Below are 24,648 nucleotides of genomic sequence, written 5' to 3' on the forward strand. Positions count from 1 at the left end.
CCTCGCTACTGCCGCTGTGTCCGATTGCTGCGCGCGGGCTCGTCATACCCTTTGCGACGGCTATAGAATATCAGCGCGATCAGGCCGCAGCCGGACACCAGCACCAGGATTGCTGCTGCTCCCAAGATGATGTTGCCGTAAAGCGGCATTGATGGAGCCGCTTGCCACACCGACACGCAGTACCAGGTTGCCCCGACGAGAAGAGCTGCCAGCAAGGCCGCGAGGAGCCATCGGTTCGTGTTGCGCACGGTTCCTCCATCAATCTGGTAGGACTTGCACGGTCCTCGTGTAGAAAACTTCAGCTCGTAGATTGCGGGAGTTGCGCGAAGCGCTTCTAGTACCACCGCCATCCGCAACGGCGACGACCGCGATCCCACCAGCAGACCCAGCGACGCCTGCGCGGCGGCGGGCGACCCCAACCGGGAGTGGGGCCCCAGCCCGGAGTAGGCCCCCAACCGGGAGTGGCACCCCAACCGGGAGCGGGCGACGGACCCCACTGCCATCCGCAACGGCGACGACCGCGATCCCACCAGCAAACCCAGCGACGCGTGCGCGGTGGCGGGCGACCCCAGCCCGGGGCAGATCCCCAACCGGGGCTGGGCCCCCAACCGGGAGTAGGCCGCGGTCCCCACCACTGCGCTTGAGCCACAAGGTCAGACGGTTTGCCGGCTAGACCCAGATCAGGTGGGACCGGCATCGCCTCCGCGGTCTCAATGAAGCGAACACCGATTGCGCCGACCGCTGCGGCGGCAACGGCCTTCTGTGCAAGGCCAAGGAAAGCACGGCGGGTGGGAGCATTCATCGTCTTCTCCTCTTTTGTTACGCGGTCCTCCGCGCGGACTGAAGCGCATAGAGCAGCCATGCCAGACCGTGCGAGATCAGGTCGACGCCAAGCAGGAATCCAAGAGCCCAGACACTGATGATTGGGAAACGGAACAGGATGAGAGCACCGGCGATCAATGCAAAGACGCCAGAGATCAGCATCATCCAGCCGTTCTCTCGCCAATGGGCGAAACTCAGCACACATCGAATGGCACCCGATGCGAGCAGCACCGCGCCGAGGAAATAGGTCAGGACCAGGGCGCCGGACGCCGGCTGCGTGACCAGCACAAGGCCGAGGGCGAGATAGAGCGCGCCGAGCAGGATCTGCCACAGGAAGCCGCCCCACCCCTTGGTCCAGAAGGCGTGCATGATCTCGAACCCGCCGGCTGCGATCGCCGTCAGCCCGATCAGCTTGACGCTGATGATGGTTGCGAACACGACGTCACCAAGAGCGAGGACGCCGGCGGTGATCATAACGATGCCAAGGAGAGCGCAGACCCACAACGGAGGAGGGCCCAGAGCTTCGATGCCGGACTGGCCGTCATGGACTGTCATGCCATCCTCCTGATCTGCGTGGCGATCGGCACGCTTGGGAAGGTAGCCTCGAACCCACAAGGTCGACATCCGACGAAACCCTGAGCAACCGGGCGGGAATATTCCCATCGACCGAATGGAGATGCCGCCCCGGTCGCCGGATAGCGGAGGCGGGCCCTACCGCCTTCCTCGCGGACCCAGTGTCAGGTTGGTCACCCCAGCCGCCAGGTTGATCCCGATCGATCGCTCGATCGACAGCGGTTGCAGGACGACGCTGCGGCGAGAACCGCCAATCAGGACGTTGGCGCCAAAGCCGGGGCCCAAGGCGACGTTGCCGCTCGCGCCCACATAGCTGCCCCGCAGGGTGCCCGGTCCAATCCGCGAATTCTTGGCCAGGACAGCCCAGGACAAGGTGCCGGCTCCAGTCACGCCGAGGTCAAGACCAACCCTTCTGATCCGTCCCTCATAGATGTACTGCCGAGGTGGCCTTCTCGCGTAGAACACACAGCGCAGCGACTGCGCGGATCCGAGGACCAGTCCAACGCGCGGCGTGCTGAAACACAATAGTCTGCCGACCCTGAACGTATCGGCGCGGGCAGGCGAGGCGGCCGCGCAGAGCAAGACGAATGCGCAAATGGATCCAAGGAACCGTATCATTCGCATTCAAGCCTCCATTTGGTTGTTCGTGGCGGCGGATGGCTTCGAACGGCCTGAAGGTCGTCTCCTTGCGTTCGCGTTTTGCGAGAAGGAACAGCAGTGTTCCGGGCGCCCAGAGAATCGAGCACTGCATGAGAAGTTTGAGGCCGCCGGCGTAGATCATGCCGTCCGCATTGAGCGTCGCGACGGCGGAGCAGATCCATCATCGATCCGATCACGAGCGCGATGAGCGCGGTGCGGGAGAGTTTCTGATCGGCTGCGTTTGACGAAGGAGCCATGACAGAAGATGGCCTTCCCAATCGGAGATGAGGCGGGCACGACAGGCAACTGGGATCGCGGGATGCCGGCCCTTCCTCGGCAACATTAGAGGCACCTTTCTTGTCCGCACATCAGGGATTCTCTGTAGAGAGCAAGGGCAGGAAATTGGCTGGCCTGCATCCCGCAGGGCCGCGTTCAGGTCGCCGCGACGGGGCCCGCCACGCTTTGATTGCGGTTGGACGATGCTCCGGGAACAGCCGTCAGAGTCACGAAGACGACGCTGAAACGAAAAAATTCGCCGGTCTTTGCCAGTTCGGCCGCAATGCGCCTGGCGTGCAAAATGGCCGCGTCCTGATCGGCGAGTTCGCATCCGATCTCATCTGGAGAGAGACCGTATTTGTCGACGATATGAAAGAAGTAGCGCATGCCGGCGGGATTAGGTCGGAGCGCTGCCAGCTTCCAGTGACAAACATGTAAGGGGCCTCCGCCAAAAGGATGAGAAGAGGGCGGCTGTTGCAGGTTACGCTTTGGAAAGGCGCCAAGACGGGTGCCACGAATGGCCTGATGCATACGGAAATCGCGGCGGAATAAGGTGATTTCACCTCCGGAACTCGGGTGATTGTCCGATATCCCGCGCGAGGCCAGAGGAATAGCTTGGCATCATGCTGCGGGCTCGAGAGGCGTAAGCAATGTCAAACTATGATCAGAACCTGACAGCCATTGGCACGCCCGGCGGCGCGATCGCGGTTGACGCCGGACTGCGCGCCTACATGATGCGCATCTACAACTACATGGCTGCTGGCGTCGGCCTGACCGCTGTCGTCGCGTGGCTCACCTATCAACTTACCGGCCCCGCATTGCTGCAGAATCCGCTGATGTGGGTCTTCATCCTGGCTCCGCTTGCGCTGGTGTTCTTCATCGGAGCGCGGATCAACACGCTGTCGGCGGCAACGGCGCGGCTTCTGTTCTTCGTCTATGCGGGCCTGGTCGGCGTCTCGCTGTCGATCCTGCTCCACATCTACACCAGTTCCTCGATCACTCGCGTATTCTTCATCGCAGCTGCAACGTTCGGCGCGCTCAGCATCTTTGGATACACCACCAGGCGCGACCTGTCGGGGCTCGGCACTTTCCTGTTCATGGGTCTGATCGGCATCATCATCGCAAGCCTGGTCAACCTATTCCTACGCTCGACCGGGCTTGACTGGCTGATCTCGGTCGTGGGCGTCGGCGTCTTTGCCGGGCTCACGGCCTACGACACGCAGCGGATCAAGGCGATGTACGACAGCAGGGACGATGAGACTTCAGCCGGCCGCAAGTCCGTGATTGCCGCACTTTCGCTCTACCTCAACTTCATCAACTTGTTCATGATGATGCTGCGCCTCGCCGGCAGTCGACGCTGAGAGGTGAAGGGCAGCCGTTCAGGCCGCCGGTCGCTCCGCCGCGCTTGCGAGTGCATCGCGCAGGGCTTTTTCCCTGGTCTCATCCAGGGACGTCTTCAGCACGATCCCTCCGGTGTCCTTGATTTCCTTGAGCACCTTGTCCGCGGTCATGTTCCTGATCAGGACAAACAAGGCGGCATTGCCAGTCTGGAGGCCCGCTGAGAGCTCTTTCATGAAAGAATCGTCGATGCCGAAATCGGAGGGTGCGCCGCCGAACGCGCCGGATGCCACGCCGACTGCTACACCGAGGATCGGATGGAGGATAAGCACGGCGATCAGAAGTCCCCAGAAACTTCCCGTCATCGCGCCCACCGGAGTCGCGTTGACGAGTTGATTGAGCTTGACGCCGCCGGAATCCGTCTTCACGGCGATCACTGCATCGGTGATTGTGATCAGATTTTCCTTCTGCAGTTTGAGCAGCCGTTGACGCACTTCTTCGGCTTTCGCCTCGGACGGATACACGATCGCGACGAGATCTGACATGGAAGTCTCCTGGACATCTCCTGCTGGATAGAGCCCGCCACCGGCGGCCAAGACTGAAGCCGCTGCTTGGCGCAATGCGGCAGACTAGCCCCGCAGCCCGTTGACGCGGCATCCGAGAAAACCTCAGTCGCAGGGATGAATGTTCCCGATCATCCGGTCCTGGAAATCCCTCTCCGCGTGCCATGGTGGCGAATGGTGATCTGGGCAAGATCCCAAGTTACCCGCCGCTGCAAGTCTAGTCTCGTCGACGAGCTCCGCGGCTGTCTGGAAAACCTCAAGCCGCGCGGTCTGGCCGAAACATTGATCGGGGGCGTGTCGACACATGATTCCCGGATGCCCATGGCGACGAGATGCTCCAACTCGTCCGAGAGGCCGCGGGCATGACGGGAATATCTGCCGCTGCCGCTCCCCAGCAGCTGTATACGCAGGACACGACGTATTGGATCTACGGCGTCACGCTGACTGGCTCCACTGGCGCGCGCCACGAAGAGCCGATCCTCTACGGCCATCTACAAGTTCCATCGCTGGCAAGGTCAACGTCTGCTGAGGAAGCTGGGATACCAACAGGCTCAATGCCAGTCGACAGGATCAAATCTACTCTGCCGACGTTGATCCCAAGAACGGCACCATCCTCGGGTGACATCCGATCACGTGTCAGCGAGAGTGAATTCTCTCGAAAAAAAATAGCGGTTCGCGAAAATCCCCGTTTGAAGCACTTTTAGTATCTGTTGCATCGCATTTGAGCTTCGCTCTCGCAACGATGTTTCCCGGCCCACACATTGGTGCATTTCCGGATTTCGTCTCACAGATTCGAGATTTAGCTCTTGCGGGAATACTACCTGGTGGTGTGGCCGTCCTAACGGTGTATAATCAACCCACCCCCCAAGGGCGCGGCCTCTGATCCGGTTTTGGGATTGATGCCACGGTGGCGGGGCGGGAAAGCGGCTCACGATATTCAATATTGAGAGTTGCTTGAGAAGGGTGAGTGCGTATCGTGAAGTTGCATGGCTCTCCAGCCCGCGAGTCGAATCGAGCCAGCGTCAGAGAATGGCTGCGAATTGGCCCGGAAGAAACGAGCGACCGGCTGTACTGGATGTTCGCAGCCGATCTTCTCTTTGCAGTACGCCCTTCGCACCGGGGGCGATTTGCGTACGAAGGGATAAATCCGGCGTTTGAATCTCTTCTTGGCATTTCGTCGGAGGAAATCCGAGAAATGGACGTCTCTGCTTGTTTGAGCAGGGAAGATGCGAGGTCCGTTTGCGAAGCCCTCCACGCTTGTCTTGCCGAACGAGCCGAGGTCAGAATTCGCCATCGCCTCGCGCTTGGGGGTCCTCGGCGAACGATCGAGACGACCGTCGCTCCGATCTGCGATGCCGCAACCGGCAGCATGGTCCGCCTGATCGGCAGTCATCGTATCCTGAGCGAAGGCACCCTTAAGGGCGCCGCTGAAGGGATCGTCGACGCGCGCATGAATGTCAGACTGGTTTCCATCCAGGAGGACATCCAGCAAAAAATCGCATCGGATCTCCACGATTCGACCTGTCAGCATTTGATCGCAGCCAGCCTGGGCCTTATGCGGATCCGGGCCAGCTTGGGCGACCCCGTCAGCGCCGAGCGGCTTTGCGACGAAATCGATGCATCGATCGATGAAGCGCTCAGGGAGATCCGGGCCTTTGCCTATCTGCTGTACCCCCAGGACCTGACGATCGACGGACTGAAAGCCACGATCGAGCACTATGCCGAGGGGTTCGCAGCACGCACGTCGCTGCAAGTCAGTACCAGGATCGCGTCCGACGTAGATCGATTGCCTTACGAGAAACAGCACTCACTGCTGCGGGTCGTCCAGGAAGCCCTGACGAATGTCTTCCGTCATGCCAAGGCGACGGAAGTGGAGATCGTCATTGAGGTAGCTGACCGTCGCGTTCGGCTGATGATCAGCGACGACGGTCACGGCATGCCGGTTGCCACGTCGCGACCCGGCACCAAGGCAAAATCGTTTGGCGTTGGAATTCCCGCAATGCGAGCGAGGCTGCAGCAGATCGGAGGCACGCTTGAGATCCGCTCCGGTCCGGCGATGCGGCGCTCGGGCACCATGTTGTGCGCGGTGTTTCCGCATGATTTTGTTACCAACAGGCGCAACCGACGAAAGGCCACCTCAGTCATTACGGCTCACACAGGCACTCAATAGAGCCAAAACGCGAATCGCCGGTGGCAGGAGGAAGTCGCCGTTTCTGGCGCCTTTCGAGCTTGGCACCGTGCAAAACGACCAGGAGTGTTCTGCCATGAAGCGGATTCTTATCGCTGACGATCACGAAGCGGTGCGGTCGGGGCTGCGAGCGGTGCTACAACAACGAGTCGATTGGGAAGTCGTCGCCGAGGCAAATGACGGCAGCAAGGCAGTTGCCGCGGCGATTGAGAGCCGGCCCCACGTTGCTATCGTCGATTTCTCGATGCCGCGAATGACGGGGGTGGAGGTTGCGCGGCGGATCAGGGATCATCCGCTGCAGACGGAGGTGCTGATCTTCACGGTGCACAACTCCGGTCTGCTCGCGCAACAGGCGTTCCAGGCCGGCGCCCGCGCGTTCCTGGTGAAATCGGATGCGAACAAGCTGCTATTGGCGGCCGTTGACTCGCTTCTGCTGCACAAGCCCTTCTGTACCAGAAGCTGCGTGAATGAATTGGATATCGTATCGCGTGCCGACATGGACAGGCAGCAGGGGCTGACGCCGCGAGAGCAGCTTGTCGTCAAGCTGGTTGCGGAGGGTTATGGCAACAAGGGCATCAGCGCCATCCTGAATGTCAGCGTCAAGACGACCGAGGCGCATCGGGCGGCCGCGATGCGCAAACTGGACGTGAATTCAACCGCGGGGCTGGTCCGATACGCGGTTCGGGCGAGGCTGGTCGAGGCATGACGATGACCTGAGCGGGCGGCGGTGACGTCAGTACATTCGCCGGGAGATCTCGGGGTTTTGTGGGATAACCCTTCCAGCCGCGATCAGTATGATCGTCCGACTTTGCTGCCGGTCACCTCAGCCGATCGCTTGAAGGTTCGGTGCCGGCATACGGGAACGACGCCGTGAAACGCATCGTGATTGCGGATGATCATGAAGTCGTGCGTTCCGGGCTTCGCGCGATCGTTGAAGCGCGCTCCAACTGGATCGTAAGCGGGGAAGCGACCAATGGCGAGCAGGCCGTCACGTTGACCCTGGAAACCCGGCCGGACATTGTGATCGCCGACTACTCCATGCCTATTATGAACGGATTGCAGGTGAGTCGTCGCCTCAGGGCGCTCCATCTGCGCACCGAAGTGTTGATCCTGACGATGCACGAAAGCGAGGAACTGCTGACGGAGGCCATTCTGGCGGGCGTCCGTGGCTTCCTGTTCAAGTCGGATGCCCGGAAGCACCTTATTTCTGCGATCGAAGCCTTGCTCGACGGCAGGCCTTACTTCACCAGTGTCCTGCTGGAGAAACTTCTCCACGACTACCAGGTCAACATGCAGAACAAATCGGACATGGTGCTGACGTCACGCGAGCAGAGCGTGGTTCAGCTTATTGCGGAGGGACATACGAACCGGTCGATAAGCACCATCTTGAAGCTGAGTGTGAAGACCGTCGAGACCCATCGCGCGTCGGCTATGCGCAAGCTCAGGATGTCGTCAACGGCAGAGCTGGTCCGCTATGCCATCCGCAAGAGACTGGTTGCGCCCTGAGATACTCCTCAGCTATGGATTTCCACTATCTTGATCTGGGTGGACGATGTGAAGATCCATAAGTTGCTCGAAATGGAGATTTGTCATGCTCTACGTCGACATTCCAACTACCGCCGATCTGAAATCACTGATCTCCCACCGCGATGACATCTGCCTGTCGATCTATCTGCGAACCTCGCCAGTGACGCAGGAGACCATAGGCGATCGGATCGAATTGAAGAATCTTGTAAAGCAGGGAATCCATCAGCTCGAAGCGGCGGGCACCGACAAGCGCCGCGTTGCTGCATTGGCCGAACATCTGGACGACCTTATCGACGATGACGAGTTTTGGCGTTTCCAGGCGCGCAGCCTCGCTGTGCTGGCCACGCCCGACAATATCCGGACATTTCGTCTTCCCAACGCGCTGGAGCCCCTCGTCGAGGTGTCCGATCGCTTCTTTTTGAAGCCGCTGCTGCGCGCTGTCACGTTTCCCCACGCCTGTTATGTGCTGGCGCTGTCGGAAGCAATGGTCCGCGTGATCGAGGTCCCCGCTGATTTGCCTGCGACACGTGTCAAGGTCGAGGGCATGCCGAAGTGTGCTGCCAGCGCAGTAGGCCGCTCGACCCTGAACGATCGATCTCCGAGCGGTCGCATCCAGGGCGCTGAAGGCCAGAAGGTGAGGTTGCGCCAGTTCGCACGAAAGGTGGACAGTTCACTGCGCGCACTGCTTGCCGGCATCGATATCCCGCTGGTACTGGCCGCGCTTCAGCCTCTCGCATCGATCTATCGATCTGTAAATACCTATGCGCATCTGACACCGACAGGGATCGATGGCAGCCCTGACGCGCTCACTGACGCTGAAGTTGCGGCGCGTGCCCGCTCAGTGCTTGATGATCTCTATCGTGACGAGATCGCGGCCTTCGTCAGCCGCTTCCAGGCCCGCGAGAACCAGCGTCGCGCGACCACCGATATCGTCCAGGCGGCTCGCGCGGCCACCTGTGGGGCCATTGAAACTCTGCTGGTCGACATTGATGAGGTCGTTCCCGGAAAGGTGTCCGAGGTGGATGGCAGCACGACGTTTGCTGACAGGCCGAGTGCGGGCAGCTATGGCGTGGTCGATGAAATCGCGCGGCGGGTTATCCATGCAGGTGGCCGCGTTCTCGGTGTTCGCAAAATCGACATCCCCGGAGGTAAGTCCCTCGCCGCTGTCTTGCGCTATCCCATATAGACCGCGGTCATGATTCTGATCTGCGCGACGGATACTGGTGCCAGTTTTGCTTCGCTTCGCTTATCGGTAACAGTCAACCTGACGAACGCGAACGTGTTTAAGGCAGGGCGAATTCGTCGTGGTTTGGCATGCGAGTGATCTGTTAGCGAGACGGAACGATGATCACGACGCGTGGCAACCAACGCTCGGACAATCTTCCGAACTAACGGTAACTACTGTCGTCAAAACGATCCAAAAACCGAACCCAGTATCAGGACAGCAACAAGTGCGATAATGCAACTGACGATCACGGTCACCACCATGTCGAGATAGCTTTCACGGTGAGTTAGACCACTAATCTGCAATAACAGCAACACCGTGCCGTTGTGCGGGAGCGCGTCCAGGGTACCAGCGCTCATCGTTGTTATACGATGCATCAATTCGGGGTCGATGTGATGCTCAGTGGCAAGACGCATAAAGTCGGCGCCAAATGCATTGAGCACAATTGCCATACCGCCGGAAGCAGTACCGGTCAGCCCCGCCAGCACATTCATGGAGAGTGCCAATGAGACCAGCGGTCCTCCCTGAACCGAAAATACCGCATCGCGAACCAACCCAAATGCCGGCACTGCGGCAACGACCGCGCCGAAGCCGACAAGACTGGCGATCATCAGCATCGGCAAGGCGGCGGAATTCGCGCCGGCATCAAGGCTTTCGCGAACGGATGGCAAGCGTCGAAAGTTGATGAGAATGACGGTCAAGTTTGCCAACGCGAGAGCCACCAAAACCGACCAGACGCCGGACACGGCCCCGATCGTAACACCGCCCCAGCGGGGCTCGGACAGGAACGAAAAATCGAGCCGCGGGAATACGACGAGCGCCATCAGGAAATTGGTGACGATAACGACGACGATGGGCAGCATGGCCAGGACGAAGGGCGGCCCGCTCTCGGCCTGCTTGCCATGCGGTAACTCGGCCGGGTCGAAGTCGCCCGCCGGCGCCGCCTGCTCGCGGACCATCTCGTTGACGACAGGAGCGGTTCCCGCCTCGCCAGCGTAGCCTTCGCCAGCCTTGCGCGCGGCCGCTTCGGCACGGCCGAGCCACCACATGCCGAAGACAAAGATGATGGCCGACGCGATGAGACTCAGCCCGGGGGCCGCAAAGGTGGTGGTGCCGAAGTATGGCATCGGAATCGCGTTATTGACCGAGGGGGTTCCCGGCATCACCGACATGGTGAAAGTGAATGCACCGAGACCGACGGCCGCCGGTATCAACCGGCGCGGCAGATTCGTGGCCCTGAACATCTCGTGAGCCAGCGGGGCCAGCACGAAAAACGCGACGAACACGCTCACCCCGCCATAGGTTACGATCGCCGAGGCTGCCACCACTGCGAGCATCGTGCGGCCGGCTCCCAACTTCTTGGTCAAATACTGCGCGATGGCGCTGACCGAGCCGCTGTCGCCCATGAGCTTTCCGAACAACCCGCCGAGCAGAAACAAGGGGAACCACTGCGCTACGAACCGCGCCGCCCCGCTCATGAACGTCTGCGTCCAGTGGGCGAGCAGTGGCTCGCCCGAGAATACGGCCACGATGAGCGCCGCCAGTGGAGAGACCAGCAGAATGCTCCAGCCCCGGTACGCGAGCCACATCAGCAGGGCGAGACCGAGCAATATCCCAATGAGTCCCATGGTTCGCTTCCTCCCGCAAATCCGAGGCCGATGATTGAGCTATCGCTGTCTCACTCACAGGCCCCACGAACACCGTGATGAGGATCAAGCGACGGCGGCAGGCTTTTCGATATCGCGGGCATCCTCAGGCACTCTCTCCAGGCGTTGCCGCGGCAGCAGGAACAGCCACGTCACCAGCACGAATGGAGCCGTCAGAGCCGGAATGGCGAACGGTGTCAGCGCAACGTTCACCGCTGACTGGACGATCACCGTGAACACCGTGGCGAGGGCCGTGTAAACCACGACGCGCCAGTTCGGCTGATAGAAGACGGTACCAAGTGCGATCGCCGTCAGGACCGGGCTGAATCCGAGGAGACCGCCGGTGATCAGGTCGCTCTCGGCTCCGAAAAGATGAGCTGTCAACACCGCCAGTATCGAACCTCCGAGAGCGAAGGCGGCGGCTGCGAGCGAGCTCACGGCGAGCCCTGCAAGCAGGAGCAGCGCCGCGATGCCGCTGGCTTTCAGGAAGACTTGTGAAATGCTCAGGAACACGCCCTGGGCAAGGTCGATCAGTTGGAGCGGGCTTGCCTCGTAGGGTTGGAACGCGGTTACGACGCTGCCGGACGGCAGTGCCGTTCCCGCGAGGCCGGAAAATCCATACGTGGCCAACAACAGAAGCCACGTTGTGAGCACGAACGGAAATGTGAGAGCGCCACCCCATGGCCTGACGACGTTGGTCGTGGCAAGCATCGCGACGACGGACACGGCCGCTCCCAGCATCACATACACCCAAAGCAGCGGCCCGGGAGCCAGGAACGTCGCCAGCGCAAGGCCGACGAGAATGCCGTTGAAGCCAAAGAGCCCAGAATGAAGCGAATCGGTATCGACGTGAAGCAGCTGCGCCGTCAGGTTTGCGACGACGACCGCGAGGACGCCCGCAATCACCACCTGGGGTACACCGGCTGCATATGAACCCCAGGCTATCGCGGCCAGAAAGAGAATGCCGGTTAGCGGATTGTTCTGAAACATCACCTGACCGGTGCTGCGCAAATTGATGTCCAGGAACCGCACTATACCTGACGATGCGGAGAGGCTTTCCCACTTTGCCAAGATCTTTTCCATTGCTGCCTCCTCGAACGTGTCGACGTCAGCTGTTGGAGATCACCTGTTGGAACCGTCGATCCACTAGCGCCATAGATAGGGCGGAGGTAGCGCGGCGCCGGTGATCTCCTGACGTACCACGCTCCAGAACTCGCGCACTTTGGCTTTCACCTGCGCCGTTTCGCGGCCCAACACCTTGAAGATCAGGCCGGCATCATTGGGCAAACGACAAGCGCCGAACGCAATACCGTCCGCAAGGTCGATATCAGCCCCCGCACGCTCGTGGATACGGTCTGCCTTGTCCTTGGGCGCGCACAGGATCACGTTGGCGAACACATCAAAGGAGTCCATCACGCCGGTCTGCCGCATCGCATATCGCCGCGGCTCGATTACCAGCTTCTCTGCGAATAAGGAGAGACCATCGGGCCGCGCCGCTGCCGTTGATACCGACAGCACGGTTGCTCCGAAGCACTCGTCCGGATGATGGTGTTTTCGGCCCGGTTGAATAATTTCCGAGAGGAGCAGGGTGGCCGACGGAGCGACGGAGATTTGCGTGTCGCTGATAAACCGTGAGTGCCGGTGCGGGATCACGGGCTCGGGAAGAAACTCCAGGTACGCGTCATCGGCAAGCGCAATCGTTTGGCTTTGCGCCGCATAATTGGCATCCATCGCATGGATCTTGGTTGCCGATTGGGAGGTGAGGTGGGCTTGCGCGCGTGGATGAAGGGTGATGTCCAGAGTAAGCCTGTCTCCCTGCAGCAGGCAGCCCGTGGTGGTGATCAAGAACACGTAGGCCAAACCTGGCATTTGCTCGTCGCAATGCAACGCGCGCTGCACCATGTAGGGAGCGCGGCGTTCCAGGTTTGCCAGAATCGTTTTGCCAGAGCGGTGCTCGAACCCGAGACGGAGGAAACCCGTCTTGCCCACAGTGCCGCTGCTCATCTGCGGCGGTTCATCCTGGAACGAGGCAAACTCTGGCATTGATGCGCCGAGCGCTTCAGCGCGTGCCCAGGGAGGGAAGGCCGCCGGTATCATGCTGAACGCCGTGCGCGCGGATTGATATCGAACAGAAACTCCCGCTCGATCAGCGCGACCAATTCCGGAATGCCTTCCCCCGTCTTGCAGTTCGTGAACAGGAACGGTTTGCTACCGCGCATGATCTGCGAATCCTGCTTCATCACGTCAAGGCTAGCTCCGACATGGGCGGCCAGATCTGTCTTGTTGATCACCAGGATGTCCGAATACGTGATCCCGGGTCCGTTCTTGCGAGGGATCTTATCGCCCGCGGCGACGTCGATTACATAAATGAAGTAGTCGACCAGCGCCGGCGAAAAGGTTAGCGTCAGATTATCGCCCCCGCTTTCGATCAGCACGACGTCGCTATCCGGAAAGCGCCGTTCCATATCTTCGACCGCGGCGAGGTTCATGCTTGGGTCTTCGCGCACCGCAGTATGAGGGCAGGCACCTGTCTCCACTCCGAGAATGCGTTCCTGAAGCAGAACACCCTTGAGGGTGCGCTGAACGTGCTTGGCGTCCTCGGTCGTCACCACGTCATTGGTGATGATGAGCACCTTGATGCCGAGGTCGAGCAAACGCGGTGTGATGGCTTCCACGATCGCGGTCTTGCCTGACCCGACCGGACCACCGATGCCGATGCGCGTGATATTCTTCGACATCCGAAGCTCCCTTCAACATCAGCTCATGAACAGGCGCACATGCGCTCTGGCATGGACAGCGGCCAGAATGTCCGCCAGCGGCGCAAAACCTGCCATGTCCGACAGCCGCGCCGCCGCGGCGGCCTCGTACATCCCTGCCGCTTGTCCGGTAAGCTCGTAGAGAATCTTCTGCGTCTCGATGTGGCTGACCTTCATCAACCGCAAGGCCGCACCGAGGATCGTTGTCGCAACGCCGTACTGGTGCACGACAAACGCCTGGCTGGCAGGCAGATCCTGTACGGCAAAATTTATGGCCAGGGCTATCGGGTAGCAGCCGGGAGTAACAGACGTTTCAATGCATTCACGCCAGGTGCGAAGCAGCGGCGCACCAACCACCTCCACACCCATCTCTGTGAACTTCTTGCCCATGCGAACCGACATGGTCCGCGCTTCGTCTGAAAGCTTGCGCGCGTATACCTGCGCATCGATCCGGGCGAGGGCGTCGACGTCGCCGGCAGTTGCCGCGCGATGCGCACCGATCAGCGCGATGCAGTCACCGCGCGCCGCCTGCTCCAACGCGGTGCGCGCGAACGCTCGAAGCGTTGCCGCGTCGGTGACGACGCCTTCCTGAATGGCGGATTCCAGGCCGGAAGAAAATGCGAACGCGCCAATGGGAAACATCGAGTCACCAAACTGCAGCATCCGCGAGAGAAATGCGGTGCTGCTCGACGCGTCGACGCCATCATTCTCGATGATCATGCGCAGAACCGGCCGTTGCCGGCGATGTTGGTCCCTGAGCTGCGTCCCCCGGATGGGCGTGGACGTGCGTCGGTGGACGTCCGTACACACGTCCCGTCTCGGCCTCGACGCCGGCATAACTCTCATGCGTGTGTGAATGCACCGGCCCCTCCGCGCCACCGAAAAGCCGACGTGATTCATGCGGAGCGAGGTAAGGAACGACCACTCGGCCAGGAACGAATTCGTAGCGGATTCCTTCAAAACGGTGCGTCTTCATGACGGATGCCATCACCTTGCGATCGACGGTGAGCGGAACATAGACACGGTTGCCCTTGACCAATGCCGGCCAATGCTGGTTACCCATCGCGTGGCCCAGTTCAACGCATGTGCGCATGGCCACTTCGGGCACAAGGCTCGCTAGATCGTCCAGATGCACGATCATCACGTCACGCAGCTCGATTCGCGCGACGAGTGCCGAGAGTGCCTCGGCGTTCCAGAGCAGCACGTCTCCATCGCGGATATGGGTACCGCGGTCGATTGAGACGGCGATCTCCACACCCTTCGCAGTCGTCTTGCGGAAGCGGCTCTTCTGCGCTTCCCACTGGTCGATCTCCAGTAAGTCCGTGTCCGCGGCAGACAAGCGCTCGGTCCATTCGGGATCGCCGATGTTGCCCAGAATGGTTTTGATGAGGATCACGGCACGCTCCTCAACTGAAGAAATACTTCTGGTTTAACGAGATCGTCGTCAAAGGCTGCACGGTGGCGTGCTTGCCGTCGACGGTCACGGCGAAGGTTTCCGGATTGACTTCAATTTTCGGCGTCCCGGCATTTCGGACCATATTGCGCTTGCCGATGTTGCGCACGTTTCGCACCGGCATCACCTGGCGGCGAAGCCCCAGCCGCTCCTTGATTCCGGCAGCATGAGCGACGCCGGAGACGAATGTGATGCAGTTGGCCGCCAACGCATCACCGTAGGCCCCGAACATGGGCCGATAGTAGGTGGGCTGTGGCGTCGGCAGCGACGCGTTCGGATCGCCCATCACTGCCCAGCTTATAAAGCCGTTCTTGATGATGAGCTTTGGCTTGGCGCCGAAGAACGCCGGCTCCCACAGAACGAGGTCGGCGATCTTGCCGACCTCGACCGAGCCCAGCACGTCGGCAATACCGTGCGTGATCGCCGGGTTGATAGTGATCTTCGCCACGTAGCGCAGCACCCGGAAATTATCGTTGCCGGGCGCGTCCTCAGGCAGCTTGCCGCGCCCGGTCTTCATTGCATCGGCGGTCTGGATGCAACGCAGCCAGCATTCCCCGATGCGTCCCATGGCCTGCGAATCGCTTGAGAACATCGAGATCACGCCGAGATCTTGAAGGACGTTTTCCGCGGCGATGGTTTCAGCCCGGATGCGGCTCTCAGTGAATGCAACGTCCGACGGGATGTCGGGGCTCAGGTGGTGACACACCATGATCATGTCATAGAGCTCCGCCTGCGAATTGATGCCGTAGGGGAGCGTGGGGTTTGTCGAAGACGGCAAGACGTTGGGAAGGCCTGCGATCTTGATAATGTCAGGCGCGTGGCCGCCGCCGGACCCTTCGGTATGAAACGAATGGACCGTCCGCCCCTCAAACGCCTCGATCGAATCGTCGACGAAGCCGGATTCGTTCAGCGTGTCGGTATGGATACACACTTGAGTGTCCGTCTCGTCCGCGACTGACAGCGCGGACCGAAGCACCGCGGGGGTTGTGCCCCAGTCTTCGTGACATTTCACGCCGACCGCGCCGGCCTCGATCTGTTCAACCAGAGCCGCTTTGCCGTGTCCGTGCCCCTTGCCGAGAATGCCGACGTTGAGCGGCCAGTTTTCGAACGCGCGTAACATCATACTGATGTTTCCGGGACCCGACGTAACCGTCGTGGCGTAGGAGCCGTCCGAAGGACCGGTGCCGCCACCGATCAATGTCGTGGTGCCGTTCGAGAGCGCCGCCTGTGCCTGCTGCGGAGAAATGAAGTGAATGTGTGTGTCGATCCCGGCGGCCGTCAGGATCAGATGTGAGCCCGAGATGGCATCGGTGGTCAGGCCAATCTCCAGGCCAGGCGTAACACGGTCCATCGTCTGCGGATTGCCAGCCTTGCCGATCGCACTGATACGGCCGTCCCTGATCCCCACATCCGCTTTCACTACGCCCAGCACCGCGTCGATCACGGTCACGTTGGTGATCACGAGGTCAGGAGCGCCGCCCGCCCGCGTCACCTGATTGTCCATGCCCATGCCTTCACGCATGCTCTTGCCGCCGCCGAAGACGAGCTCGTCGCCGTAGCCGCCACGCAAATCGCGCTCGATCTCGACGAACAAGCCCGTATCGCCCAATCGGATGCGATCACCCGTCGTCGGACCGAAGAGACCGACATATTCTTGCCGAGACATGGTAGGCATAGTGGCCCTCGTTCAAGATTTGCCGTTTGGCGCGACCTCACGCCTTATATCGAGCGGAAGCCTCGCTTCGTCGCCTGCGCCACCGCCCTGGATTTGACCGTGGCGGCGTCCTGGCCTGCGGTAGGACCGTCGACGAGATTGTTGAAACCATAAACGGCGCGTTTGCCGCCGTAGGGAACGAGTTGGACATCGCGTTCGTCACCGGGCTCGAACCGGGTTGCCGTCGATGACGGAATGTTCAGGCGCAGCCCGAAGGCCGCTGCGCGATCGAATTCCAGCGCACGATTGACTTCAAAAAAATGAAAGTGCGATCCGACCTGTATCGGGCGATCACCTGCATTGCGCACCTTAAGCGTCGTCACCGGACGATCGGCATCGAATGTGATTGCCGCTGAACTGCACACGTAACCGCCGACCGGCATGTCCTTCGTTGCCGGGTCGACATTTGCGGCAACAGCGGGGCCCACCTTTGGTCCGGCCATGTTAGCCTCCTGTCAGGCACTCACTGGACGGGCGTGTGCACCGTCACCAGGCGGCTGCCGTCGGTGAACACCGCCTCGATCTGCACCATTGGAATAAGATCGGCGACGCCATCCATCACATCAGCCTTGGTCAGGACGGTACGCGCCTCCTTGGTTACGTCTTCGATAGTCTTCCCGGCACGCGCGCCATCAAGGGCGACCGCTGAGATGACAGCGACGGCTTCGGGATAATTGAGCTTGAGGCCCTTGGCTCTTCGCTTTAACGCGACATCTGCCATCATGTAGACGAGCAGCTTGTCGAACTCTCTCGGAGTGAGCTGCATGCAATCCTCCGGGCCCTGCCTGGCTTGCTTTACTTAGGGAGAAGCAGGAGCACGATTGAGCTAATTGGCTGTCGGTCCCACGGAACGGTCGTCAGAATTTCCGTGCAACGACGACAGCTACTCGACATTAGATGGACCACGACTGGACGGGTCAATCAGGGTTCTCCCCGGTCTTCTATCGGAAAAGCCCTGATGGACCAGCTGTCGCGGGCGGCCGTATCGTCTTGGGCTATCCGCGTGAAAAGTTCTTGGCTTCGATGCCATCTTGAAACGTGCGCAATGACCGAAGCCGCCCTGAACGTCGTGTCCTTCCTGTTTCTCGGCTTCTTCCTCGGGATGCGGCATGCGACCGACGCCGACCACGTGGTCGCCATTGCGACGATCGTCAGTCGCGAGCGCAGCGTGGCGGGCTCGGCGCTGATCGGCGCCGCTTGGGGCATTGGGCACACCGTCACGGTGATGGCGGTCGGTACGGCAATCATCGTGTTCGGGGTCGTCATTCCGCCACGGCTCGGCATGTCGATGGAATTTGCCGTCGGCATCATGCTCGTCCTGCTCGGCGTTCTCACCTTGACAGGCATGGGTCGCGCGGGCGGCGCAGCCCATGCGCGTGCGAGCGTTCCCGGCGGACATGAGCTCGACGTCCACGATCACCTCCATGCGCACGGCGACTACTTGCACCGGCACCCGCACGGTCACGGCCCCGGCGCGCACGGACACGCCGACAAGCAGACGCCGCTGGCGCGGCTCGACCGGAGCGTACTCGGTAGAATCGCGCTCTACGGCTGGCTGCGACCCTTCGTGGTCGGCCTCGTGCACGGCCTGGCAGGGTCGGCCGCCATCGCCCTGATGATCCTGTCTATCATCCGCGAACCGGTGGCCGCGCTCGGGTATCTGCTGCTGTTCGGGCTCGGGACTATCGTCGGAATGATGCTGATCACGCTGATCCTGTCGGCGCCGTTTACATTCACGGCTGTCAATCTGCCGAAATTCAATTGGCGGCTCCGCGTGGCGTCGGGCTTGGTCAGCTTCTGCTTCGGGGTGGTCCTGATCTACGGCATCGGTTTTGCCGAGGGCGGCCTGTTCACCGACGCGCCGATTTGGGAACCTCATTGAGGGCGCACTGCTTGGGGGCAGCGGCACGCCATAAGTTGCGCAGGTCTGCTTCGTTGCCCACACCGGTTGACCGCCGAGAACTGAAGGACCGAGCCGCAATAATACATGGAGGATGCGCCATTCAGATGAAGCATGCCGTCGTTGTTGCTGGCCGGCGTCATTGTGGCGCTCGCAGTAATCGTGGTGTCACGTGGCTGCACGTGTGCGCGCTGTATGATATTTGTATTGAAAAGTCATACGTGCCCCGGTACCGTGCACAGGCTGTGCTATCGAAAGATGCAACCGATTCGATCGCCTGATCATGCGGACACGGCTTCGCATAGAAACTTCGTGGCGCCTGTTTTTCGCGGGTTCATCCATTGTCGTCCTGGCTCATCCGATGTACGCGCAAGTGGTCCGGGCGGAACCGGGAACCAGCCTGCTTCCTCCGGTAACGATTACTTCCCCCGATCAAGCGGCAAAGAAGCGGGCGCAACGCTCGGAGCGCGCCACGCGCCCACAACGCATCCGCCACTCTGCACAGAGGGGGCAATCTGCCAGTCGACAGCCGGCCCCTTCCAGCCTTGCGGGGACTCCAGCGGCAACACCTGGCCGTGGCGATCTATCGAGCTCGGTGACGGCGTTACCTGCGGCGACGACGGTGCTGGATGCTCCCAGAATCAGCCAGCTGCCCATTGCAACCTATGGCGATCTGTTTCGGTCTCTGCCTGGGTTCAACGTCTCGAACTTTGGACAGGGCGCGATCGGCTATGGCCTTTCGCTCCGGGGCTACACCGAGGCGGAGCACGGGCGCGACATCGCCTATTTCATCGATGGTGTGCCGGTGAACGAAGTCTCGTCGCTGCACACGCCGAATTACGCGGACCTGAACATCGTGCTGCCCGAGAGCGTCAAGAGCATCGAAATTGTCCGCGGCCCATTTGCGGTCGAGTATGGCGATTCCAATCTCGGCGGCTCGGTCAACATCACGACCAAGACCGCTGAACCGTTCGCCAACGTCGGCATATCAGGGGGCACCCAAGGCACCGCGCGCGGTTTGGGCACGTACAGCACGACGCAGGGCGCGTGGCTGCCCTACATCGCGTTGGAGGGATATCGTACCGACGGCTATCGCGACAACAGCTTCATCGACCGTTACAACTCGTTCAATAAGGTGACGACGACGCTTCCCGACGGAGCTACGGTCTCATTGCGCGCACAGGCCTATGGCACGACCTTCGGTGCGCCCGGGTACGCCAACCGCGATGCGATTGAAGCCGGATTGATCTCGGAACGCTCGGCGACCAATCCGACCGACGGTGGTAACAAGCAGCTTGAGAATTTCGTCGTCAATTATGCCTCCGGCGCACAAGATCAGGAGCTCAAAGGCACGCTGTTCGTCAGCCATGACTATTTTAACCGTTACGCTGATTTCGGCGGGGGGCAGCGATGGCAGCATGACGACCGGACAATGGTCGGCGGGCGCGTCAGCAAAGTCTGGACCGGCGCCATCGGTAGCGACATTCCGGTGCAGGTACTGATCGGAAGCAATTGGCGTTCGGACAATATCAACGCTTTCCAGGCGCCGACCACGGCCCGGGCGGTGACCGGAGCGCCGGTAGTCAATCTCGGATTGACCGAAACCAACCTCGCGGCCTTTGGTCAGGTTCAGATCAAGCCGTTGTCATGGCTGAAGTTCACCGCCGGTGGACGCTTCGACCAATTCTACTACGATATCAACGACCGCATTACGCTTGGCGGTACGCCGAATATCTCGAATGGCATTACGAGCCCAAAGGTCGGCGTCGCGATCACCCCGGTGAAGTGGCTTGAACTGTTTGCGAACTACGGACAGGGTTTCCGCAGCATCGACGTGCCCCTTGAACTGATCGGCAATCCCGGGATTCAGCCGTTCAAGGTTGTCAGCAGGGAAGGTGGCCTTCAGTTCACGTTCGACCGTTTCAGGTTCCTCGCCAGCTATTGGACGACGGATTCCCAAAACGAATCGTTTCAGGCGGCTCCCGGACTTCCTGTGACCTTCCTGGGCAAGGCACGTCGCGACGGCTACGATCTGGACGGGCGCTTCTTCGCCATTCAGGAACCTGTAAACAATATCTCGTTGTTTGCGAACGTCAGCCATGTTCGAGCTCGATTGCTGGATGCGGCTCCCTCATTCTTCGTTCCGAATGTGCCTAACTATGTTGCCAACGTCGGTGTCGACTTCAACGTCGCCACCGTGAATGCGCAAGTGCTGTCAGGTAGCGCCTACGTGACATTTGTCGGCAAGAAGAACCTTACGCAGGATGGATTGATCACGACCTCGCCGTTCTCGCGCGTCACCGGCAAACTGGCCTACACCTGGCACGAAGGCTGGACGGCATTCACGCAGGCGACATGGTATCCTGGTGATCGGCTGAGCGAAATTGCAATCAATTTCGGCAATCCTACGGGAGCGAGTTCGGCTGATATCTTCGTCAGCGCGCAGCCGGCCGTTGTCGTCCTCGCTGGGCTCACCTATCGCTTTCCGACCGCCGTTGCTTCCGCTCCTCCAACGTTGGTCACCAAATGAACTTGAACCCATTTCGCATCTGCAGCGCTTTGCTTTTGGCCGTCGTCGCACTGGCGCCGACCAGCTTCGCTTCGGCCCACGATGTTTGGCTGACCTTCTCCGGTGAAGCTACCTCCCGCCGCGTCGTCGTCAACTATGGTCACCCAGACGATCGTCCCCCGACCATGCCGGACAAGATCCTCGATCTTGTCGTGATTGCGCCCGCCGGCGCGTCGTCGCTGTTGTCTGACCTGACACCGGCGCAGGACCACGGCGTCCCCGTCGTTGTGTCCAGACCTTTCGCGGACAGCGGAAATCTGTTGCTGGCTGCGCGTTACGACAATGGGTTCTGGATCAAGATGGCCGACGGTCCTTATCGCAACGCGACCCGACGCCTCGTTCCTAATGCGGCAGATAGCATGTGGTCGGGGAAATTTGCCAAGGCGCTGACAGGGCCGGACGCACCGTGGCAGAAAGTGATCGGTCACGATCTGGAAATCGTTCCGCTATCCGATCCAGACTTGGCGAAGCCAGGACAGACCCTGCGCCTCAAAGTGCTGTTTCACGGCAAGCCGCTTTCCGGAATCGATGTCGAGCAGGGCGACGGTATGACGGCGGTGGCAGAGCAAGATATCCCTCGCTTTGCCACCGACGCTGACGGCATTGCATCGATACCCATTGTGAAGGCGGGACCGCATTTGCTGGTGGTCGATCACAGGGTGACGCCTTCGGAGACGCCCGATCATGCGGACGCGGATCTCTTCAACGCCACGTTTTGGTTTAATACTGCGGCAACGAGACCATAAATGACCGAGGCAGCTTGGTTCCGCTATGGCAACTTCGGCTAGTTTAGGCCGCAAATTGCTGGAGAAGTGCCTGCCTGCAGCACAACGGTCGTTCGAACTACGACATGTAACCGCTCGCCGACGGCGCGCTGTACCAAAACTTTACTAGCCACCAAGGTTAAATGCTCGGTGCTCGGCTTCATGTTGCCGACCGCGCAGAAAGGTTTTTCGAGGCCTTCGCGCAGACGTTAGCAGCGACCCGAAGATCAGGATCATGGCAAGCCGCTCCCGGAACTCAACTTTCCTCGTCCATCACGCGAAGCTTTTCGACCCGACGGCGAAAATCCTCGTGGGTTGAGAACTCGGCGGAGAGGCAGGATGAGATCACGAGCCATGGGCCGACGATCTGGGCGCCGATACACCATCAGTTTAAACGACGGGCAGTTCGCTTAACTTGCCGAGCGCCTGACGCATGACCTCCACCAAATCCAGGGCCACAGGTGAGGGACTGCGCTGCGGTGGAAAAACGGCGGCGAATTCGAAATCGATCCGCGGCAGGAAATGGCGCGCGACGACGCCTCGGTTCGCAAACTCCCGCGCCGTGAAGGGATCGCAGATCGCAACCCCAAGGCCGGACGAAACCAACCCGCACATGATCTCCGACAGGCTGGTCTCGACCCGCAGGACGCGGCGAACATCATCGCGGTTGAAGGCTTGATCGATCAGATGGCGACCGGTCGATCCGGCGGTCAGCGACACAAAGGTCTCGCCCTCGAAATCGCGCGGCTCGAGCACAGCCTTGGCGGCCAGCCGATGGCCGGCCGGCAAGATCGCAACGCGCGCGGGCGCCGGCAGTCGCACGCACGGCAGGCCTGAATGGGCGATCGGTACCTCGGCAAAACCGATGTCACACTGATGGTTCAGAACCCAGTCGACCACGATCGGCGAGATGACACCGAAAAACGACAGGTTGAGGTTCGGCCGGTCCTTCAGGAATCCACCAGCCAGCCGCGGCAGGTAGCCGTTGGACAGCGCCGGCAGGGCCGCGATCCGCAGCGTACCGGTCCGGCGGCCGCGAATCTCCTCGGCGGCCGCGGTGATGCGTTCGAGTCCGACGAAGGATCGCTCGACTTCCATGTAGAGTGCTGTTGCGGATGCCGTCGGTACAAGGCCGCTGCCGCGTCTCTCGAACAGCTCCATTTTGAGCAGCGCCTGAAAGTCGCGCAACAGCCGGCTTACGGCCGGCTGTGTTACGGCCATCAGCTTTGCCGCCTCCGTCACGCTGCCTGTCAGCATCATCGCGCGAAAGGCTTCGACCTGCCGCGAATTGATCCGAGCCATGCCTGCTCCCGTCCATAACATTTCGGCATGTAGTAGGTGCCATTATTCATTGGACGGCGAAAGCGTGGATTGCGATCTTTTTCATCAAGACTGGAAACAGCTAGTTTTTTAGGCGACGCCGGTCGAAGCGAGCTGGTGAAGCCCGAAAACCCCTGCGTGCGAATCCGATATGTCGTACCGCGATACCGATGAACTTGGCGCATGCGCCTCGTTCGGCGGAGGGCTCGAGCCGGTCAAAAATGAGGGTGCGCTCCGGGTGCCACCTCGCAAACGGTATTGGAGATCGATCGATATGAAGCATCTCTCCCTTGTGACCGCGGTCTGCATCGCGACGCTCGCCCTGGCCCCGTCGGCGGTCTTAGCGCAGCAGAAGACGCTCTATGTCGCGGGTTACGGCGGCTCCTTTGAGAAGACGATCCGCGACGAAGTGATCCCGGCCTTTGAGCAGGCCAACGGTGTCAAGGTCGAATACGTCGCCGGCAATTCGACGGATACGCTTGCCAAGCTGCAGGCGCAGAAGGGAAACCAGCAGATCGATGTGGCCATCGTCGACGATGGTCCGATGTACCAGGCGATTCAATTGGGCTTCTGCGGCAAGATCGAAGGTCTGCCTGCCGATCTCTACGAGGCCGCACGCTTCAAGGATGATCGCGCGGTGGGCATTGGTCTTGTCGCAACCGGTCTGATGTACAACACCAAAGCCTTCGCGGAGAAAGGCTGGGCGCCGCCGACCTCCTGGAACGATCTCAAGGATCCGAAATACCAGAAGCAACTGGTCATCCCGCCCATCAACAACACCTACGGCCTGCACGCGTTGCTGATGCTTGCCAGGATGAACGGTGGCAGTGAAGCCAACGTCGATGCCGGCTTCAAGATCTTCAAGAGTGATGTCAATCCCAACGTGCTGGCCTATGAGCCTTCGCCGGGCAAGATGACCGAGCTGTTCCAGTCCGGGCAGGCCGTATTGGCTGTGTGGGGTACGGGCCGCGTCCAGAGCTTCGCCAACACCGGCTTCCCCGTCGACTTCGTCTATCCGAAGGAAGGCGCGGCCACGCTCGTGACGACCGCCTGTCCAATCACCAAGCCCAACGCATCGCCGCTCGCCTCGGCATTCGTGAAGACACTGCTCGAGCCGAAAACGCAGCTCGTGATGCTGAAGGATTACGGCTACGGCCCGGTCTTGAAGTCGCTCGTGGTTCCGCCGGAGCTCGGCAAGATGGCTCCGATCGGCGAGCGCGCGGCGAAGCTCTACACGCCCGACTGGGCGATCATCAACGACAAGCGCGAGGAGTGGACCAAGCGGTGGAATCGGGAGGTCGAGCGCTGAGCTTAAGGCTCAGCGCGGGCGAGCGGGATTTCGGCGATGCTCCGCGCGGGCGCCGCAAGCCTCGAT

General features: G+C 60.6%; 24 protein-coding genes and 1 pseudogene. 9 read left to right on the top strand and 16 right to left on the bottom strand.

The features are described 5' to 3' along the window. Positions 1 to 5 precede the first annotated feature (5 nt). The 4 genes from V1286_RS03995 to V1286_RS04010 all read right to left on the bottom strand — a co-directional run bounded on the left by V1286_RS03995 (position 6) and on the right by V1286_RS04010 (position 2,841). Positions 6 to 248: a hypothetical protein gene (locus tag V1286_RS03995; protein ID WP_334477723.1), complete on the bottom strand. Its 243-nt coding sequence runs from the start codon at positions 246 to 248 to the stop codon at positions 6 to 8. A 571-nt stretch (positions 249 to 819) separates the two neighbouring features. Beyond that, complete coding sequence (locus tag V1286_RS04000; RefSeq protein ID WP_334477724.1) at positions 820 to 1,377, bottom strand: HdeD family acid-resistance protein; 558 nt, start codon at positions 1,375 to 1,377, stop codon at positions 820 to 822. 156 nt (positions 1,378 to 1,533) lie between these two features. Beyond that, a complete protein-coding gene (locus V1286_RS04005) occupies positions 1,534 to 2,019 on the bottom strand; it encodes a DUF992 domain-containing protein (protein WP_334477725.1) in 486 nt (161 codons plus the stop codon). A gap of 447 nt (positions 2,020 to 2,466) precedes the next feature. Next, positions 2,467 to 2,841, bottom strand: coding sequence for a DUF6894 family protein (locus tag V1286_RS04010; protein WP_334477727.1), 375 nt, complete (start codon positions 2,839 to 2,841; stop codon positions 2,467 to 2,469). Positions 2,842 to 2,960: 119 nt separating this feature from the next. On the opposite strand from V1286_RS04010, the gene V1286_RS04015 reads away from it, so the two are divergent. Further along, on the top strand, positions 2,961 to 3,671 hold the full coding sequence (locus tag V1286_RS04015) for a Bax inhibitor-1/YccA family protein (RefSeq protein ID WP_334477729.1): 711 nt from the start codon (positions 2,961 to 2,963) through the stop codon (positions 3,669 to 3,671). Between the two features lie 18 nt (positions 3,672 to 3,689). Here V1286_RS04015 and V1286_RS04020 read toward each other — a convergent pair whose 3' ends face one another. After that, positions 3,690 to 4,193 (bottom strand): DUF1269 domain-containing protein, encoded by a 504-nt coding sequence (locus tag V1286_RS04020; RefSeq protein ID WP_334489529.1) that lies wholly within the window; start codon positions 4,191 to 4,193, stop codon positions 3,690 to 3,692. A gap of 985 nt (positions 4,194 to 5,178) precedes the next feature. Between V1286_RS04020 and V1286_RS04030 the strand changes: the two genes are divergently transcribed. From V1286_RS04030 to V1286_RS04045, 4 genes are all read left to right on the top strand, one after another. Beyond that, positions 5,179 to 6,381, top strand: coding sequence for a sensor histidine kinase (locus V1286_RS04030; protein ID WP_334477731.1), 1,203 nt, complete (start codon positions 5,179 to 5,181; stop codon positions 6,379 to 6,381). A gap of 94 nt (positions 6,382 to 6,475) precedes the next feature. Next, a complete protein-coding gene (locus V1286_RS04035; protein WP_334489530.1) occupies positions 6,476 to 7,105 on the top strand; it encodes a response regulator transcription factor in 630 nt (209 codons plus the stop codon). 164 nt (positions 7,106 to 7,269) lie between these two features. Further along, positions 7,270 to 7,905, top strand: a complete 636-nt coding sequence (locus tag V1286_RS04040; RefSeq protein ID WP_334477733.1) for a response regulator transcription factor — start codon at positions 7,270 to 7,272, stop codon at positions 7,903 to 7,905. An 85-nt stretch (positions 7,906 to 7,990) separates the two neighbouring features. Beyond that, positions 7,991 to 9,112, top strand: a complete 1,122-nt coding sequence (locus V1286_RS04045) for a baeRF11 domain-containing protein (RefSeq protein WP_334477734.1) — start codon at positions 7,991 to 7,993, stop codon at positions 9,110 to 9,112. 221 nt (positions 9,113 to 9,333) lie between these two features. Here the strand turns inward: V1286_RS04045 and V1286_RS04050 are convergent, their stop codons facing one another. From V1286_RS04050 to V1286_RS04090, 9 genes are all read right to left on the bottom strand, one after another. Continuing rightward, on the bottom strand, positions 9,334 to 10,779 hold the full coding sequence (locus V1286_RS04050; protein ID WP_334477735.1) for a GntP family permease: 1,446 nt from the start codon (positions 10,777 to 10,779) through the stop codon (positions 9,334 to 9,336). 84 nt (positions 10,780 to 10,863) lie between these two features. After that, positions 10,864 to 11,880 carry an urea transporter gene (gene yut, locus V1286_RS04055; RefSeq protein ID WP_334477736.1) on the bottom strand — a complete coding sequence of 339 codons (1,017 nt, stop codon included), beginning with the start codon at positions 11,878 to 11,880 and terminating at the stop codon, positions 10,864 to 10,866. A 63-nt stretch (positions 11,881 to 11,943) separates the two neighbouring features. Then, complete coding sequence (locus V1286_RS04060; protein ID WP_334477737.1) at positions 11,944 to 12,894, bottom strand: urease accessory protein UreD; 951 nt, start codon at positions 12,892 to 12,894, stop codon at positions 11,944 to 11,946. Continuing rightward, positions 12,891 to 13,535: an urease accessory protein UreG gene (gene ureG, locus V1286_RS04065; RefSeq protein WP_334477739.1), complete on the bottom strand. Its 645-nt coding sequence runs from the start codon at positions 13,533 to 13,535 to the stop codon at positions 12,891 to 12,893. The genes V1286_RS04060 and ureG overlap by 4 nt, the downstream gene beginning before the upstream one ends. Positions 13,536 to 13,553: 18 nt before the next feature. Beyond that, positions 13,554 to 14,273 carry an urease accessory protein UreF gene (locus V1286_RS04070; RefSeq protein ID WP_334477741.1) on the bottom strand — a complete coding sequence of 240 codons (720 nt, stop codon included), beginning with the start codon at positions 14,271 to 14,273 and terminating at the stop codon, positions 13,554 to 13,556. After that, positions 14,257 to 14,949, bottom strand: coding sequence for an urease accessory protein UreE (locus tag V1286_RS04075; RefSeq protein ID WP_417021097.1), 693 nt, complete (start codon positions 14,947 to 14,949; stop codon positions 14,257 to 14,259). The genes V1286_RS04070 and V1286_RS04075 overlap by 17 nt, the downstream gene beginning before the upstream one ends. Positions 14,950 to 14,959: 10 nt before the next feature. Beyond that, positions 14,960 to 16,681: an urease subunit alpha gene (locus tag V1286_RS04080; protein ID WP_334477743.1), complete on the bottom strand. Its 1,722-nt coding sequence runs from the start codon at positions 16,679 to 16,681 to the stop codon at positions 14,960 to 14,962. Between the two features lie 44 nt (positions 16,682 to 16,725). Beyond that, positions 16,726 to 17,103 (bottom strand): urease subunit beta, encoded by a 378-nt coding sequence (locus V1286_RS04085; protein ID WP_334477744.1) that lies wholly within the window; start codon positions 17,101 to 17,103, stop codon positions 16,726 to 16,728. A gap of 80 nt (positions 17,104 to 17,183) precedes the next feature. After that, complete coding sequence (locus V1286_RS04090) at positions 17,184 to 17,486, bottom strand: urease subunit gamma (RefSeq protein ID WP_212485508.1); 303 nt, start codon at positions 17,484 to 17,486, stop codon at positions 17,184 to 17,186. A 192-nt stretch (positions 17,487 to 17,678) separates the two neighbouring features. Here V1286_RS04090 and V1286_RS04095 point away from each other — a divergent pair, with 192 nt between their 5' ends. The 3 genes from V1286_RS04095 (at position 17,679) to V1286_RS04105 (ending at position 21,935) form a co-directional block, all read left to right on the top strand. Next, on the top strand, positions 17,679 to 18,602 hold the full coding sequence (locus V1286_RS04095) for a hypothetical protein (RefSeq protein ID WP_334477745.1): 924 nt from the start codon (positions 17,679 to 17,681) through the stop codon (positions 18,600 to 18,602). Between the two features lie 379 nt (positions 18,603 to 18,981). Further along, positions 18,982 to 21,150, top strand: a complete 2,169-nt coding sequence (locus tag V1286_RS04100) for a TonB-dependent receptor (RefSeq protein WP_334477746.1) — start codon at positions 18,982 to 18,984, stop codon at positions 21,148 to 21,150. Beyond that, the gene (locus V1286_RS04105; protein WP_334477747.1) at positions 21,147 to 21,935 is read left to right on the top strand and encodes a DUF4198 domain-containing protein; all 789 of its coding nucleotides are present in this window, start codon (positions 21,147 to 21,149) and stop codon (positions 21,933 to 21,935) included. Before V1286_RS04100 ends, V1286_RS04105 begins: the two co-directional genes overlap by 4 nt. A gap of 274 nt (positions 21,936 to 22,209) precedes the next feature. Here the strand turns inward: V1286_RS04105 and V1286_RS04110 are convergent. Together V1286_RS04110 and V1286_RS04115 are read right to left on the bottom strand one after the other, a co-directional pair. Next, positions 22,210 to 22,335, bottom strand: a pseudogene (locus tag V1286_RS04110) (ribose-5-phosphate isomerase); the annotation flags it as partial. An 8-nt stretch (positions 22,336 to 22,343) separates the two neighbouring features. Next, positions 22,344 to 23,255, bottom strand: coding sequence for a LysR substrate-binding domain-containing protein (locus V1286_RS04115; RefSeq protein ID WP_334477749.1), 912 nt, complete (start codon positions 23,253 to 23,255; stop codon positions 22,344 to 22,346). A 292-nt stretch (positions 23,256 to 23,547) separates the two neighbouring features. Between V1286_RS04115 and V1286_RS04120 the strand changes: the two genes are divergently transcribed. Further along, complete coding sequence (locus V1286_RS04120) at positions 23,548 to 24,582, top strand: ABC transporter substrate-binding protein (RefSeq protein WP_334477751.1); 1,035 nt, start codon at positions 23,548 to 23,550, stop codon at positions 24,580 to 24,582. Positions 24,583 to 24,648: the final 66 nt, after the last annotated feature.

Origin of the sequence: Bradyrhizobium algeriense, assembly GCF_036924595.1 — a bacterium.
Classification (GTDB): Bacteria; Pseudomonadota; Alphaproteobacteria; order Rhizobiales; family Xanthobacteraceae; genus Bradyrhizobium; species Bradyrhizobium algeriense.

Bases quoted from the DNA above. Each gene is read 5' to 3' on its own strand.
- V1286_RS04000 (WP_334477724.1), bottom strand. From the start codon at position 1,377: ATGACAGTCCATGACGGCCAGTCCGGCATCGAAGCTCTGGGCCCTCCT.
- V1286_RS04005 (WP_334477725.1), bottom strand. From the start codon at position 2,019: ATGCGAATGATACGGTTCCTTGGATCCATTTGCGCATTCGTCTTGCTC.
- V1286_RS04010 (WP_334477727.1), bottom strand. From the start codon at position 2,841: ATGCATCAGGCCATTCGTGGCACCCGTCTTGGCGCCTTTCCAAAGCGT.
- V1286_RS04015 (WP_334477729.1), top strand. From the start codon at position 2,961: ATGTCAAACTATGATCAGAACCTGACAGCCATTGGCACGCCCGGCGGC.
- V1286_RS04020 (WP_334489529.1), bottom strand. From the start codon at position 4,193: ATGTCAGATCTCGTCGCGATCGTGTATCCGTCCGAGGCGAAAGCCGAA.
- V1286_RS04035 (WP_334489530.1), top strand. From the start codon at position 6,476: ATGAAGCGGATTCTTATCGCTGACGATCACGAAGCGGTGCGGTCGGGG.
- V1286_RS04045 (WP_334477734.1), top strand. From the start codon at position 7,991: ATGCTCTACGTCGACATTCCAACTACCGCCGATCTGAAATCACTGATC.
- V1286_RS04050 (WP_334477735.1), bottom strand. From the start codon at position 10,779: ATGGGACTCATTGGGATATTGCTCGGTCTCGCCCTGCTGATGTGGCTC.
- yut (WP_334477736.1), bottom strand. From the start codon at position 11,880: ATGGAAAAGATCTTGGCAAAGTGGGAAAGCCTCTCCGCATCGTCAGGT.
- V1286_RS04060 (WP_334477737.1), bottom strand. From the start codon at position 12,894: ATGATACCGGCGGCCTTCCCTCCCTGGGCACGCGCTGAAGCGCTCGGC.
- ureG (WP_334477739.1), bottom strand. From the start codon at position 13,535: ATGTCGAAGAATATCACGCGCATCGGCATCGGTGGTCCGGTCGGGTCA.
- V1286_RS04070 (WP_334477741.1), bottom strand. From the start codon at position 14,273: ATGATCATCGAGAATGATGGCGTCGACGCGTCGAGCAGCACCGCATTT.
- V1286_RS04080 (WP_334477743.1), bottom strand. From the start codon at position 16,681: ATGCCTACCATGTCTCGGCAAGAATATGTCGGTCTCTTCGGTCCGACG.
- V1286_RS04085 (WP_334477744.1), bottom strand. From the start codon at position 17,103: ATGCCGGTCGGCGGTTACGTGTGCAGTTCAGCGGCAATCACATTCGAT.
- V1286_RS04090 (WP_212485508.1), bottom strand. From the start codon at position 17,486: ATGCAGCTCACTCCGAGAGAGTTCGACAAGCTGCTCGTCTACATGATG.
- V1286_RS04095 (WP_334477745.1), top strand. From the start codon at position 17,679: ATGGACCAGCTGTCGCGGGCGGCCGTATCGTCTTGGGCTATCCGCGTG.
- V1286_RS04100 (WP_334477746.1), top strand. From the start codon at position 18,982: ATGTACGCGCAAGTGGTCCGGGCGGAACCGGGAACCAGCCTGCTTCCT.
- V1286_RS04105 (WP_334477747.1), top strand. From the start codon at position 21,147: ATGAACTTGAACCCATTTCGCATCTGCAGCGCTTTGCTTTTGGCCGTC.
- V1286_RS04115 (WP_334477749.1), bottom strand. From the start codon at position 23,255: ATGGCTCGGATCAATTCGCGGCAGGTCGAAGCCTTTCGCGCGATGATG.
- V1286_RS04120 (WP_334477751.1), top strand. From the start codon at position 23,548: ATGAAGCATCTCTCCCTTGTGACCGCGGTCTGCATCGCGACGCTCGCC.